The sequence below is a fragment of the Subdoligranulum sp. DSM 23681 genome (assembly GCF_057005535.1).
This window is the reverse complement of record NZ_CM168050.1, coordinates 238,533-254,227: the sequence shown is the minus strand read 5'-3', so window position 1 is coordinate 254,227 and position 15,695 is coordinate 238,533. Positions and strand designations below refer to the sequence as shown.

Annotated in this window: 16 protein-coding genes and 1 riboswitch; all 16 genes read left to right on the top strand. The window is 56.9% G+C overall.

Features of this window, described 5'->3' with window-relative positions:
- Positions 1 to 130 precede the first annotated feature (130 nt).
- The 16 genes from deoD (at position 131) to AC127K_RS01190 (ending at position 15,663) form a co-directional block, all read left to right on the top strand.
- Positions 131 to 850, top strand: a complete 720-nt coding sequence (gene deoD, locus AC127K_RS01265; RefSeq protein ID WP_294542620.1) for a purine-nucleoside phosphorylase — start codon at positions 131 to 133, stop codon at positions 848 to 850.
- A complete protein-coding gene (locus AC127K_RS01260) occupies positions 847 to 1,290 on the top strand; it encodes a cytidine deaminase (RefSeq protein WP_483721275.1) in 444 nt (147 codons plus the stop codon). Before deoD ends, AC127K_RS01260 begins: the two co-directional genes overlap by 4 nt.
- A 144-nt stretch (positions 1,291 to 1,434) precedes the next feature.
- Positions 1,435 to 2,496: a BMP family lipoprotein gene (locus tag AC127K_RS01255; RefSeq protein ID WP_483721274.1), complete on the top strand. Its 1,062-nt coding sequence runs from the start codon at positions 1,435 to 1,437 to the stop codon at positions 2,494 to 2,496.
- A 166-nt stretch (positions 2,497 to 2,662) separates the two neighbouring features.
- The gene (locus AC127K_RS01250; protein WP_483721273.1) at positions 2,663 to 3,829 is read left to right on the top strand and encodes a BMP family lipoprotein; all 1,167 of its coding nucleotides are present in this window, start codon (positions 2,663 to 2,665) and stop codon (positions 3,827 to 3,829) included.
- Positions 3,830 to 4,038: 209 nt separating this feature from the next.
- Complete coding sequence (locus tag AC127K_RS01245) at positions 4,039 to 5,553, top strand: ABC transporter ATP-binding protein (RefSeq protein WP_483722162.1); 1,515 nt, start codon at positions 4,039 to 4,041, stop codon at positions 5,551 to 5,553.
- 3 nt (positions 5,554 to 5,556) lie between these two features.
- On the top strand, positions 5,557 to 6,711 hold the full coding sequence (locus AC127K_RS01240; protein ID WP_483721272.1) for an ABC transporter permease: 1,155 nt from the start codon (positions 5,557 to 5,559) through the stop codon (positions 6,709 to 6,711).
- A 1-nt stretch (position 6,712) separates the two neighbouring features.
- Positions 6,713 to 7,630 carry an ABC transporter permease gene (locus tag AC127K_RS01235; protein WP_294540298.1) on the top strand — a complete coding sequence of 306 codons (918 nt, stop codon included), beginning with the start codon at positions 6,713 to 6,715 and terminating at the stop codon, positions 7,628 to 7,630.
- Between the two features lie 94 nt (positions 7,631 to 7,724).
- Positions 7,725 to 9,047 (top strand): pyrimidine-nucleoside phosphorylase, encoded by a 1,323-nt coding sequence (locus AC127K_RS01230; RefSeq protein WP_483721271.1) that lies wholly within the window; start codon positions 7,725 to 7,727, stop codon positions 9,045 to 9,047.
- Between the two features lie 79 nt (positions 9,048 to 9,126).
- Positions 9,127 to 9,753: a YcxB family protein gene (locus AC127K_RS01225; protein WP_483721270.1), complete on the top strand. Its 627-nt coding sequence runs from the start codon at positions 9,127 to 9,129 to the stop codon at positions 9,751 to 9,753.
- 11 nt (positions 9,754 to 9,764) lie between these two features.
- Positions 9,765 to 10,190, top strand: coding sequence for a hypothetical protein (locus AC127K_RS01220; protein ID WP_294540303.1), 426 nt, complete (start codon positions 9,765 to 9,767; stop codon positions 10,188 to 10,190).
- A gap of 30 nt (positions 10,191 to 10,220) precedes the next feature.
- Complete coding sequence (locus AC127K_RS01215) at positions 10,221 to 10,844, top strand: SOS response-associated peptidase (RefSeq protein ID WP_483721269.1); 624 nt, start codon at positions 10,221 to 10,223, stop codon at positions 10,842 to 10,844.
- A 167-nt stretch (positions 10,845 to 11,011) separates the two neighbouring features.
- Positions 11,012 to 11,476: a thioredoxin-dependent thiol peroxidase gene (bcp, locus tag AC127K_RS01210; protein WP_483721268.1), complete on the top strand. Its 465-nt coding sequence runs from the start codon at positions 11,012 to 11,014 to the stop codon at positions 11,474 to 11,476.
- Between the two features lie 12 nt (positions 11,477 to 11,488).
- Entirely contained in the window at positions 11,489 to 12,265 is a 777-nt protein-coding gene (gene yaaA, locus AC127K_RS01205; protein WP_483721267.1) for a peroxide stress protein YaaA, read from the top strand.
- 93 nt (positions 12,266 to 12,358) lie between these two features.
- Positions 12,359 to 12,552: riboswitch (cobalamin riboswitch) on the top strand.
- A 197-nt stretch (positions 12,553 to 12,749) separates the two neighbouring features.
- Positions 12,750 to 13,793, top strand: a complete 1,044-nt coding sequence (locus AC127K_RS01200) for an ABC transporter substrate-binding protein (RefSeq protein ID WP_483721266.1) — start codon at positions 12,750 to 12,752, stop codon at positions 13,791 to 13,793.
- Positions 13,794 to 13,822: 29 nt separating this feature from the next.
- Complete coding sequence (locus AC127K_RS01195; RefSeq protein WP_483721265.1) at positions 13,823 to 14,887, top strand: FecCD family ABC transporter permease; 1,065 nt, start codon at positions 13,823 to 13,825, stop codon at positions 14,885 to 14,887.
- Entirely contained in the window at positions 14,884 to 15,663 is a 780-nt protein-coding gene (locus tag AC127K_RS01190) for an ABC transporter ATP-binding protein (RefSeq protein ID WP_483721264.1), read from the top strand. The genes AC127K_RS01195 and AC127K_RS01190 overlap by 4 nt, the downstream gene beginning before the upstream one ends.
- Positions 15,664 to 15,695 lie beyond the last annotated feature (32 nt).

The following is a 15,695-nucleotide window of genomic DNA, read 5'->3' as shown; positions in this document are numbered from 1 at the left end:
TGAAAAAGCTGGTCTTTTGATAAACAGTTTAGCACAAAACGCCAAAATGTGGTATACTAATAGAAACCAAGCGGTAGAGTTCCCGATGACAGAGAAAAAACCGCATACAAACGAAAAAAGGAGATCCGCTATGTCTACCCCTCATAATCGCGCCGAAAAAGGTGACTTCGCCCGCACCGTCCTGATGCCCGGTGACCCCCTGCGCGCCAAATTCATTGCCGAGACCTTCCTCGAATCCCCTCGCCTTGTCACCGATGTCCGTGGCATGCTGGGCTATACCGGGACCTATCAGGGCCGGCCTGTCAGCGTCATGGGCAGCGGTATGGGCATGCCCTCCATCGGTATCTATTCCTATGAGCTGTACACCCAGTACGGGGTGGACAACATCATCCGTATCGGTTCTGCTGGTTCCTATACCCCTAAAGCCAAACTGTTTGATGTGCTTCTGTCTACCGGCGCTTATTCCGAAAGCAATTATGCCGTGACCCAGTCCGGTGACACCGACGAGATCCAGCGCCCCAGTGAGGCCCTGAATGAAGCTCTGCGCCGCAGCGCCGCCGCCCAGAATATTCCCCTCATTGAGGGCGTCATCCATTCTGCCGACGTTTTCTACCGGGAGCCCAGTGATGAAAAACCGGCGTACTGGGAACGCCTGCGGGACGAGAAAGGTTGTCTGGCCGTGGAAATGGAGAGTTTTGCCCTGTTCCACAATGCCAAGGTCCTGGGCAAACACGCGGCCTGCCTGCTGACGATTTCGGACAGCTTTGTTTCGCCGGAGATCACCACCGCCGAACAGCGTCAGACCAGCTTCACGGCCATGATGAAGGTGGCGCTGGGGGCCGACCTGTGAGCGCCGTCCTTTCGGCCGAGACTCGCACCGAATTGATTCGGGCGGCCTTTGCGGCCCGGAAATTTGCCTATGTGCCGTATTCTCACTTTCGGGTGGGGGCGGCTCTGCTGGCACAGGACGGTCGGGTCTTCACCGGCTGCAACATCGAAAATGCCGGCTACACCCCCACCAACTGCGCAGAGCGCACGGCTCTGTTCAAGGCGGTCAGTGAGGGCGTGACCCGCTTTTCGGCCATTGCCATTGTGGGAAGCCTGGAAGGCAAGACCAACACGTTGGTCACCGGTCCCTGCGGCGTCTGCCGTCAGGCACTGTATGAATTCGGTGGTCCGTCCCTCATTGTGATCATGGCCAAGAGTGAGGAGGATTATGTCGAGACAACGCTCGGCGAACTGCTGCCTTACGGTTTTGGCCCGCAGAATCTGGAGATGGACCCCGTCTAAAAGGAGTTTTCTGTATTTATGTGTCAGTACCCTCGTTTTCGTAAAATCCGGCATGGAATGACAGCGGCGCTTTGCAGCCTGCTGGCCGTTTCCCTGTGTGCCTGTTCGGCCGCTTCTTCTTCCTCTTCTTCAGGGGCGCAGGCCGTGGAAGAATCTCCGCTGGTGGATGACAGCCTGTACGTTTATAATGTGGAAGAAGAGGTTACGCTGAGCAGGCAGGGGAGCACCGTGGCCTTTGTGGCGGATACCGCCGGCACGGAGACTGGTCCGGATGCGGCCCTGTGGCGCGGCGTGCAGGCGTTTGCCGATACCTTCGGATATACCGCGCAGCTTTATCAGGCAGAGGAGGATTCTCTGGCTGCCAGGGAAAGCGCGCTGCGCACGGCGGCACAGAGTGGTGCCGCCATGGTGGTCTGCCGCGGTGATGAGATGGCGACAGCGCTGTACAGTGTACAGAATGACGACCCGTCGGTATCTTTCCTTCTGTTTGATGCGGAACCGCATACCGAGGACTATACCGCCTATCAGACGGCCTCCAATACCAGCTGTGTGATGTTCAGTGAAGAACAGGCCGGGTATCTGGCCGGGTATGCGGTGGTCATTGAAGGCCGGACCAAGCTGGGGTTTGTGGGAGCCGAAGCCATGCCGGATACGGTGCGCTACTGCACAGGTTTTCTGCAGGGCGTGGATGCTGCCGCCCAGAGCCAGGGTGTACAGGCCAGCGTGGAAGTCTGGTATGTAGGCAGTGAGAATGCCGGTGACGTTGTGACCCAGCGTATGGGCGAATGGTATGGCAGCGGCGTGCAGGCGGTCATGGCTGCCGGAGAAGGAACCCTGCAGGAGTGCATTGACGCAGCCCAGGGCACCGGCGCCGTGGTCATCGGCACGGACTGGGACTGTACAGACTCTGACAGTGTGGTGCTGACCAGCGCCATGAAGAATTATTCCAGCGAGGTGCAGCATGCCCTGTATGAGTATTTCAAGACCGGCGGCTGGGGCAGCAATGGAGGTAGCACCGTTCGCGTGGGAGCTTCCGAAAATGCAGTTGGACTGCCGCAGGTCAACTGGCGCATGACAGACTTTACCCAGCGGGAATATGAAAAGATTTACAAGAACCTGCACGACAGCGTCACCAAGGTGGAACGCCTCTCGGATGTTTCTTCCTTGCCAGAAACACCCAACGTGGCCGTGGATGTTTTGGGATAATTGGCGTTTTGTTATGTTTTTGTAATGTGATTTCGTTGTTTTTTCCATTGAAAAAAACGAATAAATCCAGTATACTGAACCTGACAGGCGGGCGCTGTGGAGTGTTATGCACGCATGCGCCCGCACTTTATTTTTACCTTTTCCCAACGAAAAAGGAGAGTACGAGATGAAAAAGTTTCTTTCCCTGAGCATGGCCGCCGTCATGGCGCTGTCTCTGGCCGCCTGCGGCGGCAGCGGTGACACCGCCGCTTCCGGCAGCACCGCCACCAACGCCACCGCCGAAGGTGCCGCTTCCGCCGAGATCACCGGTATCGCCCAGGTCTGCGACGTGGGTACCATCGATGACGAAAGCTTCAACCAGGGCTGCTGGACTGCCGTGGAAGCCTACGGCGAGGCCAATGGTATCAACGTTGATTATTATCTGCCGCCGAGCGAAGATGCCAACGATGAGGACCGCCAGACCCTGATCCGCAATGCTGTCAACGATGGCGCCAACACCGTTGTCTGCGTCGGCTACCTGTATGGTCCCTCTCTGGCCTGGGCTGCCACCGAATACCCGGATGTCCATTTCATTGCTGTGGACGTGACCGTGGCTGACATCGGCACCGAGGCCATCCCCGCCAACGTCTACTGCATCACCTATAAGGAAGAGCAGGCTGGTTATCTGGCCGGCTACGCCGCTGTCAAGGACGGCTTCACCGAGCTGGGCTTCCTGGGCGGCATGGCGGTTCCCGCTGTTATCCGCTTCGGCTACGGCTATGTGCAGGGCGCTGACGCCGCTGCGCAGGAGCTGGGCACCAACGTCAACATCAAGTATTGGTACGGCGGCGCCTTCTCCGGCGATGCCAACATCACCGCCAAGATGGAGAGCTGGTACTCTGCCGGCACCCAGGTTGTCTTTGCTTGCGGCGGCGGTATCTACACCAGCGCTGTGGAAGCGGCTGTCAAGCATGACGGTAAGGTCATCGGCGTTGACGTTGACCAGAACTACATCGGCGAACAGGGTGTTGCCGACGGCAAGTACAGCTACAACCCGTTTGTGACCTCCGCCATGAAGGGCCTGAGCGCAGGCGTTACCGACGCTCTGGAGCATGTGGCTGCCGGTACCTGGGATACTATCGCCGGCACCAACTTCATCTATGGCCTGCAGGAGGGCGATTATGTCGGTCTGCCCACCGCGGAAGACAGCTGGAATTTCAGCACCTTCACCGTGGAAGAGTATGAGGCCGAAGTGGAAAAGATCCGCAATGGCGAGATCACCGTCGACAACAACTCCGACGATGCCACCAAGCCCACCACCAGCGAGTATGTCACGGTTGACTATCAGGTCTGATTCCTGAGATCGATTGCCTGAAAAATGCGTAAGCGGCGGACGCCAGATCACGGCGTTCGCCGCTTTCTTTCGTAAAGCAGAAATCGGCGATTTTTTGCAAAAAAGTAGCTCAAATAACTTGTGAAGATTTACAAATAATTGTATAATGAGCACAAGAAACAGTTTTTGAAAGGAGCGTGAGCAGATTGGCAGAGGATTTCGTTATTGAGATGCTTCACATCACCAAGGAATTTCCCGGCATAAAAGCCAACGATGATGTGACTCTGCAGCTGCGCCGGGGCGAAGTGCACGCCCTCCTGGGCGAGAACGGTGCAGGTAAATCCACGCTGATGAGCGTATTGTTCGGTCTGTACCAGCCCGAAAAGGGCATCATCAAAAAGAACGGCAAAGAGGTCAACATCAAGGACCCCAATGTGGCCAACGACCTGGGGATCGGCATGGTGCATCAGCACTTCAAGCTGGTGGAATGCTTCAGCGTACTGGACAATATCATGCTGGGCGTGGAACCCTGCAAGGCCGGTTTTCTGCAAAAGGAGATCGCCCGCAAAAAGGTTGTGGAACTTTCCGAAAAATACGGCCTGCGGGTTGACCCGGACGCCCTCATCAGTGATATTTCGGTGGGCATGCAGCAGCGTGTGGAAATTCTGAAGATGCTTTACCGTGACAACGAGATCTTGATTTTTGATGAACCCACCGCTGTTCTGACGCCTCAGGAAATCGATGAACTGATGGACATCATGCGCGGCTTCAAAAAGGAAGGCAAGAGCATTCTGTTCATCACCCACAAACTCAATGAGATCATGGCGGTGTCGGACCGGTGCACCGTGCTGCGCAAAGGCAAGTGCATCGGCACTGTGGATATTGCCGACACCACCAAGGAAGAGCTGTCCCGCATGATGGTCGGCCGTGACGTGCAGTTCGCGGTGGACAAGGCGCCCGCCAAGGTGGGGGATGTGGTGTTGTCGGTGCGGGACATGACGGTGCCCGGTCATGCGCACAAGAAGGACGCTGTCCGCGGCGTCTCCTTCGATGTGCGCGGCGGGGAGATCGTCTGTCTGGCCGGCATTGAAGGCAACGGTCAGACCGAACTGGTGTACGGCCTGACAGGTCTGGAAAAGATTACCCACGGCACCCTGACCCTGGACGGCAAGGACATTACCCATGCCAGTATCCGCCAGCGCTCCAAGGACGGTATGAGCCATATTCCGGAAGATCGCCACAAATACGGTCTGGTGCTGGACTATTCCCTGGAAAACAACATGGTTCTGCAGCGGTACTGGGAACCGCAGTTCCAGAAAGCCGGCTTCATCAACAAGGCGGCTGTGCGGGAATATTCTGACCGCCTGATCAAACAGTATGACGTGCGCAGCGGTCAGGGCAGCGTGACCATTGCCCGCAGCATGTCCGGCGGCAACCAGCAGAAAGCCATCATTGCCCGGGAAATCGATAAGGACCCCAAGCTGCTGGTGGCAGTGCAGCCTACCCGCGGCCTGGATGTGGGTGCCATTGAATATATCCACAAACAGATCGTGGCCGAACGGGACCGCGGCAAAGCCGTATTGCTGGTCAGCCTGGAACTGGACGAGGTCATGAACCTGTCCGACCGCATCCTCGTCATGTACGAAGGGGAGATCGTGGGCGAATTTGATCCCAAGACCACTACTGTCCAGGAACTGGGCCTGTATATGGCCGGCGCCAAAAAGCAGGGAAAGGGGGCGCAGTAAATCATGAGCCGTAACAAAAACAATCTGGGCATGGCCCTGCGGCAAAAAAGCAGCAGTGTGCTGGCTGCGCTTCTGTGCATCCTGATCGGCCTGCTGGTCGGTTTGGTGGCACTGTTCATCATCAATGCGGAACATGCCTGGGACCAGGGCTTTTTGCGCATCATCCAGGGCGGTTTCTATGACTTCCCCTACGGTGTGGGCAAGACCCTGACCAACTCCGCACCGCTGATCATGACCGGCCTTTCGGTGGCTTTTGCCTTCAAGACCGGCCTGTTCAACATCGGTGCTGCCGGCCAGTATACCCTGGGCGCCTTCGGCGGTCTGTACTGCGCCCTGATCCTCAACCTGCCCTGGTATGTCTGCCTGCTGGCTTCCGCGCTTTTCGGAGCGGTATGGGGCGCCATCCCCGGCATCTTCAAGGCGTATCTGAACATCAACGAGGTCATTACCTCCATCATGTTCAACTGGATCGGGCTGTATATGGTCAATGAGATCATCTATGCCCGGGGCACCGGTGCCATGTATGATGCCAACAACACCCGTACCTGGAAGCTGGCAGAACGTTCGCCCGGGTCGCTTATTCCGTCCTGCGGTATGTCGGATATCTTCCATACGCCTAGCACTACCATTGCCATTTTCCTGGCCATTGCGGCGGCCATTCTGGTCTGGGTCATTCTGGAAAAGACCACCTTCGGCTACGAGCTCAAGGCAGTGGGCCTGAACAAAAACGCGGCCCGGTATGCCGGTATCAACGAGAAAAAGAACATCATCCTCTCCATGACCATTGCCGGCGCGCTGGCCGGTTTCGGCGCAGGTCTGCTGTACCTGTCTGCCGGCGCGGAGTGGAATCCCCTGAATACCACCAGCCTGCCGGCCATGGGCTTCAACGGCATTGCCACCGCTTTGCTGGCGGCGTCCAATCCCATCGGCACCATCTTCTCCTCTCTGTTCATCTCCCATATCACGGTGGGCGGCAGCTTCCTGCCCACCCGGTATTTCCCCACCGAGATTGCCGACCTGATTTCCGGCATCATCATCTATCTGTGCGCCTTTGCCATGTTGTTCCGCGGCGTGATTGAAAAGAAGCTCCACGCGGGTGCCGATACCCCGGACGCCAACGCGGAACCCGCCGCACAGACAAAGAAGGAGGGCAAATGACATGCTGCTGCTGATCAAGTATACCTTGTTGTATGGCATTGTCCTGATGCTGGTTGCCCTGGGCGGTATGTTCAGCGAACATTCAGGCATCATCAATATCGCCCTGGAAGGCATCATGGTTATTGGCGGCCTGGGCGGTGTTCTGGCGGTGGCTATGCTGCCCAATACCTTGCCGGCATTTGTGATCGTTACCGTGTCCGTATTGGTGGCGGCTTTGTCCGGTATGGTGTTCTCCCTTTTGCTGGCCTTTGCCTCCATACACCTGAAAGCCGATCAGACCATAGGCGGTACGGCACTAAACATGCTGGCCACCGCCATTGCCATCATCCTGGCCAAGAACTTCAACGGTTCCACTTCCGCCAAGATCGACTACACCAACAACGCATTCCTGTTCAAGATCGGCGGGCTGGAACTCAGCATCTTTGTGCCGCTGGGCATTGTTCTGCTCATCATCAGCTATATCGTCATGTACAAAACCCGGTTTGGCCTGCGCCTGCGTGCCTGCGGTGAACATCCTCAGGCGGCCGATTCGGTGGGCATCAACGTCTATAAGATGCGGTACAGCGGCGTGCTGATTTCCGGTCTGCTGGGCGGTATCGGCGGTCTTGCTTATATCATCCCCAGTGTGCAGACCTGGAATTTTGAGGTGGGTGTGGCCGGTACCGGCTTCCTGGCACTGGCCGTTATGATCTTCGGCCAGTGGAAGCCTGTGCACATCTTCGGCGCGGCCATGTTCTTTGCCGTGTTCAAGAGCCTGGCCAATATTGCGGATGCCACCATCCTGTCCCAGCTGGGCTGGTCTTCCAACATCTACAATATGATGCCTTTCATTGCCTCCATGGTCATCCTTGCCTTTACCAGCAAGAACAGCATGGCGCCCAAGGCCGAAGGCATTCCCTATGACAAGGGCAGCCGCTGATTGAACCTGAACCCATGAAATGCCGTCTGCGGGCGGCATTTCTCTGTTTGTGCCGCTGCGCAGCGGCCAATCCGTCCGAAAGGGGGACCACAACATGCGCATGTACGACATTATTGCCAAAAAGCGGGATGGCCGGATCTTGACTGACGAGGAGATCGCTTTTGCCGTCAACGGCTATGTGGCGGGCTCCATTCCCGATTATCAGATGAGCGCTCTGCTCATGGCCATCTACCTGAAAGGCATGACTGATGCCGAGACCGCCACACTCACCGAGGTCATGGCCAGGTCCGGAGATATGGTGGATCTTTCTCCTATCCCCGGCATCAAAGTGGATAAGCATTCCACCGGCGGCGTGGGGGACAAGACCACCCTGGTGGTGGCTCCCATTGTGGCGGCCTGCGGTGTGCCGGTGGCCAAGATGAGCGGCCGCGGCCTGGGCCATACCGGCGGCACCATCGACAAGATGGAAGCTGTGCCCGGGACAAGGACCTCTCTCTCCGAAGAAGAGTTTTTCGCGCAGGTGCGGCGGATCGGCCTGTCGGTCATCGGCCAGAGCGGGGAAATCGCGGTGGCGGATAAAAAACTGTACGCCCTGCGGGATGTCACTGCCACCGTGGGCTGTATCCCGCTGATCGCCTCTTCCATCATGTCCAAAAAGCTGGCCGCCGGATCGGATGCCATCTTGTTGGATGTGACCATGGGAACCGGTGCTTTCATGCAGAATCTGGAAGATGCCATCGAGCTGGCCCGTCTGATGGTCTCCATCGGTACGGCCCATGGCCGCAAGATGGCCGCCCTCATCACCGACATGGACCGCCCCTTGGGGCATAACATCGGCAATTCACTGGAAGTGCAGGAAAGCATGGCAGTGCTGCAGGGCAAGGGCCCTGCGGATTTGACGGAAGTTTGCCTGCAGCTGGCCACCAACATGCTGCTGCTGGCCGGCAAGGGGGATTTCAAGATCTGCCGCGCTATGGCGGAGTCTGTGCTGAATGACGGCATCGCTTTCACCAAATGCTGCCAGATGTTTGAGGCCCAGGGAGGGGATACCACCGTGCTGCAGGATGCCGCCAGATTCAAGAAAGCCCGCTATTCCCGGGCCATCTCCGCCCGGGCGGACGGCTACATCACCGCCCACAATGTGGAAGATATCGGCATTGCCAGTGTGCTGCTGGGGGCCGGTCGGCAGACAAAGGAAGACAGCATTGATTTTGCAGCCGGCATCACGCTGCATAAAAAGCTGGGGGATGCAGTACACAGCGGACAGACCATTGCCACCCTGTATGCCGACGACCCGGCGCTGTTTACGGCAGCGGAAGAAACATTCTGCCGCAGCCTGACCATCGGGGCGGAAAAGCCTCAGGAACCGCCGCTGATCTATGCACGCGTCACACCGCAGGGCGTGGAGCGATTCTGAAATCTACATAGCAAGGTCCGGCTTTCCGGCTGTATCCGGCAGTCGGTAAGCCGGACCCTTTTTCTGATAAGGAGAAACCATGCATAGCGCCGATTTTATTTTTCAAATCAGCCCCTATGATACGCAGCTTTTGCTGCCGCAGGTGAGCAAGGCTCTGGAAAAGCGCACAGAGATGGCGTCCCGAAAAGCCTGCCCCGGTATCTGGAAACAGACAGACCGTCTCAATGCCCTTGCAAAAGGGCGAAGCCCCCGGCGGACCAGAGCCAGAAGTGTTGTCTTTCTGGTTCTCGGGATCTTTCTGCTTGTGCCTGGGATCATGGAACCGCGGGAATTATTGCTTCCTTTGGTTATGGGGGCGCTGGCTGTTTGTGCGGGAGGCGCCGGCCTCTGGAGAAGCTTCCGGCGAAAAGAAAATCCGTTTGATCAACCGGCGGCCAGACTTTTGTCTGGTCTGAGCGCATTGCCGCAGGAACATCTTTGTTTGTCGTTTGCACCGGAAGGAATGACAATCTCCGCCAAAGAGGAGAAGGACAGGACAGTGGTTCCATGGCATGATTTTGAGTCTGTGGTAGAAACTGCTGACGCCATTCTTCTGTCACATGGAGACCGGGTGACGCTGCTGCAGAAAAAGGATCTGGTCAGTGGCACAGAAGAAGATCTTCGGGCCTTTTTGCGGGACCGGATCCGGGAGTGGTACTCTGTTTGAGAGGTGCCCATATGGAAAAAATCATATGGAAGGCCGGTACGCCGGTCTGTTCGCTGCATGACATGCAGGTAAATGATTTCCGAATTGAGAAAGATCGGATGATCCTGTGCACCTCCACCGGCCTTGTCAGAACGGTGCCGCCCTGCGGCCAGCAGGACGGCCATGTGGAATTTTTCCGGGTGAACTGGGACTTCAGTTATGCCTATCTGCTCCGGTATGATGGACTGGCAGGCAATACAGGAACTTTCCAGGGAGAAAAGATGTTCTTGAAGGAGTTTCTGCGTCGGTTCCCAACGCCGGACTATATGATTCTGGATGAAACATACGGGTATCATCAGGCCAAATACAGCGGATTTTTCCAGGTTGGAAAGGAAATCCAGGAATGCCTGCTGGAAATTTGTTATGACGGAGATCTGGTTTTTGTGATTCAGGAATGAACCTTGATCCTGTCTGAATGCCCAAAGGAAATGGACGGTGTAAGCGCTATGTGCGGGCGGTATCAGTTCTCCACAGAAAAATACAGAGAATTTCAGCAGATCGTGCAGGATGCCAGACGCCGCAGCGGACGTCCTGCAGAAAAATCGGATGTCCCTGTCACGGGAGATGTTGTCCCCACCGGAGAAGCTCCGGTCCTGGTTGCCAGTGCCAACAAGGTGGTGGCGGTGTTTCAGCGCTGGGGGATCCCCGGATGGCGCGGCGGACTTGTCATCAATGCCCGGGCGGAGACTGTCTGCGAAAAACCGATGTTCCGGCGCAGTGTGGTGGGACGCAGGTGTGTGATTCCGGCCAGCGGCTATTATGAGTGGGATGCCAAAAAGCATAAATACTTTTTCCGTCTTCCGGACAAACCGCTGTATCTGGCGGGAGTTTATGATTGTGTGGATGGGCAGGACCGGTTTGTGGTGCTTACCACGGCACCCAACGAGACGGTCCGGGATATCCATGATCGGATGCCCCTGATTCTGAGCCATGAACAGGTGCGACCCTGGCTCACTGATCCGCAGGCGGCTTTGGAATTGCTGACATCGGTTCCGCCGCCCTTGGAACGCAGCTGTGAGGACGGCCAGCTTTCGCTGGATGATTTTATGTAAGGGCATGCCCGCATGAGGATTCGGAATGTTGCCATCATGTTTTGTATGTGCCCCAGGCAACGGACATAAAATGGTGCGGCCGGGTATACTTTCAACGGAAAGCAAGGCCGGAATGGACCCGGCAATAACCAACGAATAAAAAGCAGAAAAGAAAGGATGAACCCATTATGCTGGAAATCGGGACTCAAGCGCCTGCCTTTACCCTCAAGGACCAGGACGGAAACACGGTCAGCCTGTCCGACTTTGCGGGAAAGCGGGTGGTCGTGTATTTTTATCCCCGTGACAATACGCCGGGCTGCACCCGGCAGGCCTGCGCTTTTGCGCAGAATTTTGATGGTTTTCGCTCCCGCGATGTGGTGGTCATCGGGATCAGCAAGGATTCGGTGGCTTCTCACCTGAAATTTGCCCAGAAATATGATCTTCCGTTTATTCTGCTCTCTGACCCGGAACTGCAGGCCATTCAGGCCTATGACGTCTGGCAGGAAAAGAAGCTGTACGGCAAGGTCAGCATGGGCGTTGTGCGCACCACCTATGTGATCGACCCGCAGGGCAACATTGAAAAGGTGATGCCGAAGGTCAAACCGGACACCAATGCCGCTGACATTCTGGCCTATCTGGATGGAGTACAGTAAAAGGGGAATGTAATGCGTATCATTTTGTCTCCCGCCAAAAAGATGAATGTGGACACGGACAGCCTGGACTGGCAGGACTTGCCGGCATTCCTGGACCGTACCGAACAGCTGCTGGACAGCCTGAAAGGGATGTCTTACGAAGAACTGAAAAAGTTGTGGAAATGCAACGACCAGCTGGCGGAACTAAATGTCCAGCGGGTCCGGAACATGGATTTGCGACGCCATCTGACGCCGGCCATTCTCAGTTATGAAGGAATCCAGTACCAGTATATGGCTCCCGGTGTTTTTACCACCTGGGAATTTTCGTATATCCAGGAACACCTGCGGATCCTTTCCGGCTTCTATGGCCTGCTTCGCCCTTTTGATGGTGTGACCCCCTACCGGCTGGAAATGCAGGCACGCCTGTCAGTCAACGGTACCCGGGATGTCTATGCCTTCTGGGGGGATACCCTTGCGGCGCAGCTGTTTTCCGAGACAAACTGTATTATCAATCTGGCCTCCCGGGAATACAGCGTCTGCGTGTCCCGGTATCTGCCGCCGTCGGTGCGGTTTATCACCTGTGTGTTTGGGGAAGAAAAAGACGGCAGGATCCTTGAAAAAGCCACCATGTGCAAGATGGCCCGGGGAGAAATGGTACGCTTTATGGCGGAACGCGGAATCACGGATCCGGTGGAGATACAATCGTTTGACCGTCAGCACTTTCACTTCTGCCCCGAACGCTCGGACGAAAGCACATATGTGTTCCTGCGGGAACCCGGCGGGGCCGGAGCGAATAAAGGCAGAAAATAACAGAAAAGGGCGGGGAGCCGGATGGCGTGTGCGGCAGCCCCGCCTTTTCTGAGCGCTTTGCTTGCCAAAAAGCCGGATTTATGGTACCGTAGTAACCACAAAGCAACACAGGGTGCCCGGGGCTTTCGCTGGCCGGGAGAATAGGGAAGCAGGTGAAAGACCTGCGCGGGACCGCCGCCGTAATGGCTGAGTTCGGCCCATTGATGTCACTGTACCGATGCGTATGGGAAGACAGGGCCGCACATTGACGCCAGAGCCGGAAGACCTGCCCTGCTGTTTGAATACTGCCTGAACCGTTGGAATGAACCGCTGACGGTGCGGGGCAGGGCCCGTGCAGCGGACGGACGAAACGTTTGCGCGGTAAAACTATGGTACACCGTGTTTTGGCGTGCTTTGTTTTGGTACGGGCCTTCTCTGCCGTTATGGCAGGAAGGCCCTCTTTTTTTGCGGTGGTCACGGTCGGTTCGGACAAGGAGTATTTTCTATGAAAACGAAACATCCCATCCGCCTGACGGCGCTGGCTCTGGGGCTGGCGCTTCTGACCTTCGGGTGCGCCCCGGCGGCACAGGAAGAAATGCCGGCGGCCTCGCCGCAGACATCCGGTGGCTATGATCCGGTCACCATCACGAACTACAATTATGCCGGAGATGAAGTCAGCTATACTTACGAAAAGGCCCCCGAGCGGGTGGTGGCGGTATACCAGGGTTCCATCGAGACCATGATCGCCTTGGGACTGGAAGACCGGGTCATTGCGTCCTACGGTCTGGACAATGAGGTGAAAGAGGAATGGCAGTCCGGCTTCTCCAGAATGAACTATAAGGACGACGTTTTCGCACCGGATAAAGAGACGATGACCCTTCTGGAACCGGATATGATTCTCTCCTGGGGCTCTCTTTTCAGTGAAAAAAATCTGGGAGACGTGAGCAGCTGGAACCAGAAGGGGGTAGCCACCTATATCAATTCCAACACGCGGGGCGGCGGACGTCCCCGGACGCTGGAAAACGAGTATACGGATATACTGAATCTGGGCCGCATTTTTGATGTGGAGGATAAGGCGGAAGCCCTGGTGGCGGAGATGCGTACCTGCGTGGCGGATACACTGGAAGCGGCCGAACAGAACCCTGCACAGACAGTGGCGGTGGTGGAGCCGATGGGGAGCGGAATCAGCAACTATGGTGCGGATTCCCTTGCCGGAGATATGGTGACCCAGCTGGGCGGCACATTGGTCAAACCGGATGGCGGCGAAATGGGAAAAGAAGACCTGGTTCAAGGGGAACCGGATGTGATCTTTGTGGTCTACATGGCGTATTCCGGAGATGACCCCGAAACGGTCGTCGCCCAGCAGCTGGCAGCCATTACCGAAGATCCCGCTTTTGCAAGCCTGTCCGCCGTGCAAAACGGACGTGTTGTGCCGATTATGCTGGGGGATATCTATGCAGCCGGACCGCGCACAGTGGACGGAATCCGTACTATAGCGGCCGGCATGTATCCGGAAGGGCAGACATCTGCCGCCGAGGCAGTCGCATGAAGCGGGAAAAAACGCGAAGGACGCGGTGTTTGCAAAGTCGGGCGGGCACCACAGCGGCCATTCTGCTTTTGGCCGCAGGGCTGATGGTCTCGCTGATTGTTGCGGTGACTATGGGAACCACCCGCCTGCCTGTGGGGCAGGTATACACGGTGATCCGGTACGAACTGCTCCACCTGGTGTGCGGGCAGCCCATTCCGGAAAAATGGGCACCGGGAACGGCGGTCCATGATGTGGTCTGGCTTATCCGTCTGCCTCGCCTGGTTTTGGCGGCTGCAGTGGGGACCAGCCTGTCGCTGTGCGGTGTGGCCATGCAGGCTATTGTCCAGAACCCCCTGGCGGACCCGTACATTTTGGGTGTCTCTTCCGGAGCTGGTCTGGGCGTGACCCTGGCCGTTCTGCTGGGGGTAGGGACCGCACTGGGCAGCAATTATGTAGGCCTGATGGCTTTTGCTGGTGCACTGGGAATCTCCTGCGCAGTGGTGGCACTGGCCAATGTGGGCGGCCGTGCAAACTCTGTCAAATTGCTGCTGGCAGGCAGTGCACTGGCTGCGGTGTGCGGGGCGGGCACCCAGTTCCTGTTGTATCTTCGCAGCGCCGACCATGCCGACTCCGAGATCATGCGCTGGACAATGGGCAGCCTTTCGGCCGCCGATTGGCCCAACAATGTTGTGATGCTTTTGGTGGCAGGCGGCGGCACGGCTTTCTTTTTTACCCAATGCCGGACCTTGAACCTGATGCTTTTGGGGGACGAGACCGCCGTGACGCTTGGTACAGACCTGCACCGGTATCGTATTCTCTATCTGGTGGTAAGTTCCCTGATGGTGGGATTCGCCGTATATGCTGCCGGTGCCATCGGTTTCGTGGGCCTGGTGGTCCCCCATGTGGTACGTCTGCTGTTTGGCACCGACCACCGTCGCCTTGTTCCGCTGTGTGCCCTGTCCGGAGCGTTGTTTCTTCTTTGGGCTGATGTTCTGTGCCGTACGATCCTGCCCGGAAATGAGATCCCGGTGGGCATCCTGACTTCCTTGCTGGGAGCACCGGTTTTTCTTTACCTGATGGTGCGGCACCGCTACGGATTCGGAGGCGGCGCATGAATATTACCATAAAAAACCTGGAAAAACAGCTGGATGGGCAGCCTGTCCTGCGAAAAATAGACCTGGTGATCCCCGAACACAAGGTGTTGGGCATCATTGGTCCAAACGGAAGCGGAAAATCTACATTGCTGCGCTGTATCTGCCGCGTGCTGCAGCCCGACGGCGGGGCAGTGCTCCTGGATGGCCGTTCCCTGCGGGAATACTCGCCTCGGCAAACGGCCAGAAGGATGGCCACGGTGGCCCAGCACAACACCTACAATTTTGATTTCACGGTACAGGACATTGTCCTTATGGGGCGCAGTCCGCACAAGCGTGCCTTTGAACGGGACGACACCCAGGATTACCACATCGTTTCCCAGAGTTTGGCGCAAGTGGGGATGGATGGCTTTCAGCACCGCAGCTTCTCCAGCCTTTCCGGCGGGGAACGGCAGCGTGTGATCCTGGCCCGGGCACTGGCACAGCAGACACCCTGCCTGCTGCTGGATGAGCCCACCAACCATCTGGACATCCGGTATCAGCTGCAGCTGATGGAACTGGTACGGGGGTTGGGGCGTACCGTGATTACGGCTGTGCACGATCTCAATATTGCGGCCATGTACTGCGATACCCTGGTAGTCATGCAGGCGGGCTGCATTGTGGCTTCCGGAACACCGCAAGAGATTCTGACGCCCGCTCTCATCCGGCAGGTATACGGCGTTCAGGCCCGGGTCCTGGCGGATGAAAATGGGGTACCCTATATCCTTTTCCGCCCCGAATGTGGTACAATATCAAAATAGCCTTGCTTGTATGGCGGGCTGAGCAGGAGAAG

Coding starts and splice junctions, on each gene's coding strand:
- deoD (WP_294542620.1), top strand. CDS start 131: ATGTCTACCCCTCATAATCGCGCCGAAAAAGGTGACTTCGCCCGCACC.
- AC127K_RS01250 (WP_483721273.1), top strand. CDS start 2,663: ATGAAAAAGTTTCTTTCCCTGAGCATGGCCGCCGTCATGGCGCTGTCT.
- AC127K_RS01245 (WP_483722162.1), top strand. CDS start 4,039: ATGCTTCACATCACCAAGGAATTTCCCGGCATAAAAGCCAACGATGAT.
- AC127K_RS01240 (WP_483721272.1), top strand. CDS start 5,557: ATGAGCCGTAACAAAAACAATCTGGGCATGGCCCTGCGGCAAAAAAGC.
- AC127K_RS01235 (WP_294540298.1), top strand. CDS start 6,713: ATGCTGCTGCTGATCAAGTATACCTTGTTGTATGGCATTGTCCTGATG.
- AC127K_RS01230 (WP_483721271.1), top strand. CDS start 7,725: ATGCGCATGTACGACATTATTGCCAAAAAGCGGGATGGCCGGATCTTG.
- AC127K_RS01225 (WP_483721270.1), top strand. CDS start 9,127: ATGCATAGCGCCGATTTTATTTTTCAAATCAGCCCCTATGATACGCAG.
- AC127K_RS01220 (WP_294540303.1), top strand. CDS start 9,765: ATGGAAAAAATCATATGGAAGGCCGGTACGCCGGTCTGTTCGCTGCAT.
- AC127K_RS01215 (WP_483721269.1), top strand. CDS start 10,221: ATGGACGGTGTAAGCGCTATGTGCGGGCGGTATCAGTTCTCCACAGAA.
- bcp (WP_483721268.1), top strand. CDS start 11,012: ATGCTGGAAATCGGGACTCAAGCGCCTGCCTTTACCCTCAAGGACCAG.
- yaaA (WP_483721267.1), top strand. CDS start 11,489: ATGCGTATCATTTTGTCTCCCGCCAAAAAGATGAATGTGGACACGGAC.
- AC127K_RS01200 (WP_483721266.1), top strand. CDS start 12,750: ATGAAAACGAAACATCCCATCCGCCTGACGGCGCTGGCTCTGGGGCTG.
- AC127K_RS01190 (WP_483721264.1), top strand. CDS start 14,884: ATGAATATTACCATAAAAAACCTGGAAAAACAGCTGGATGGGCAGCCT.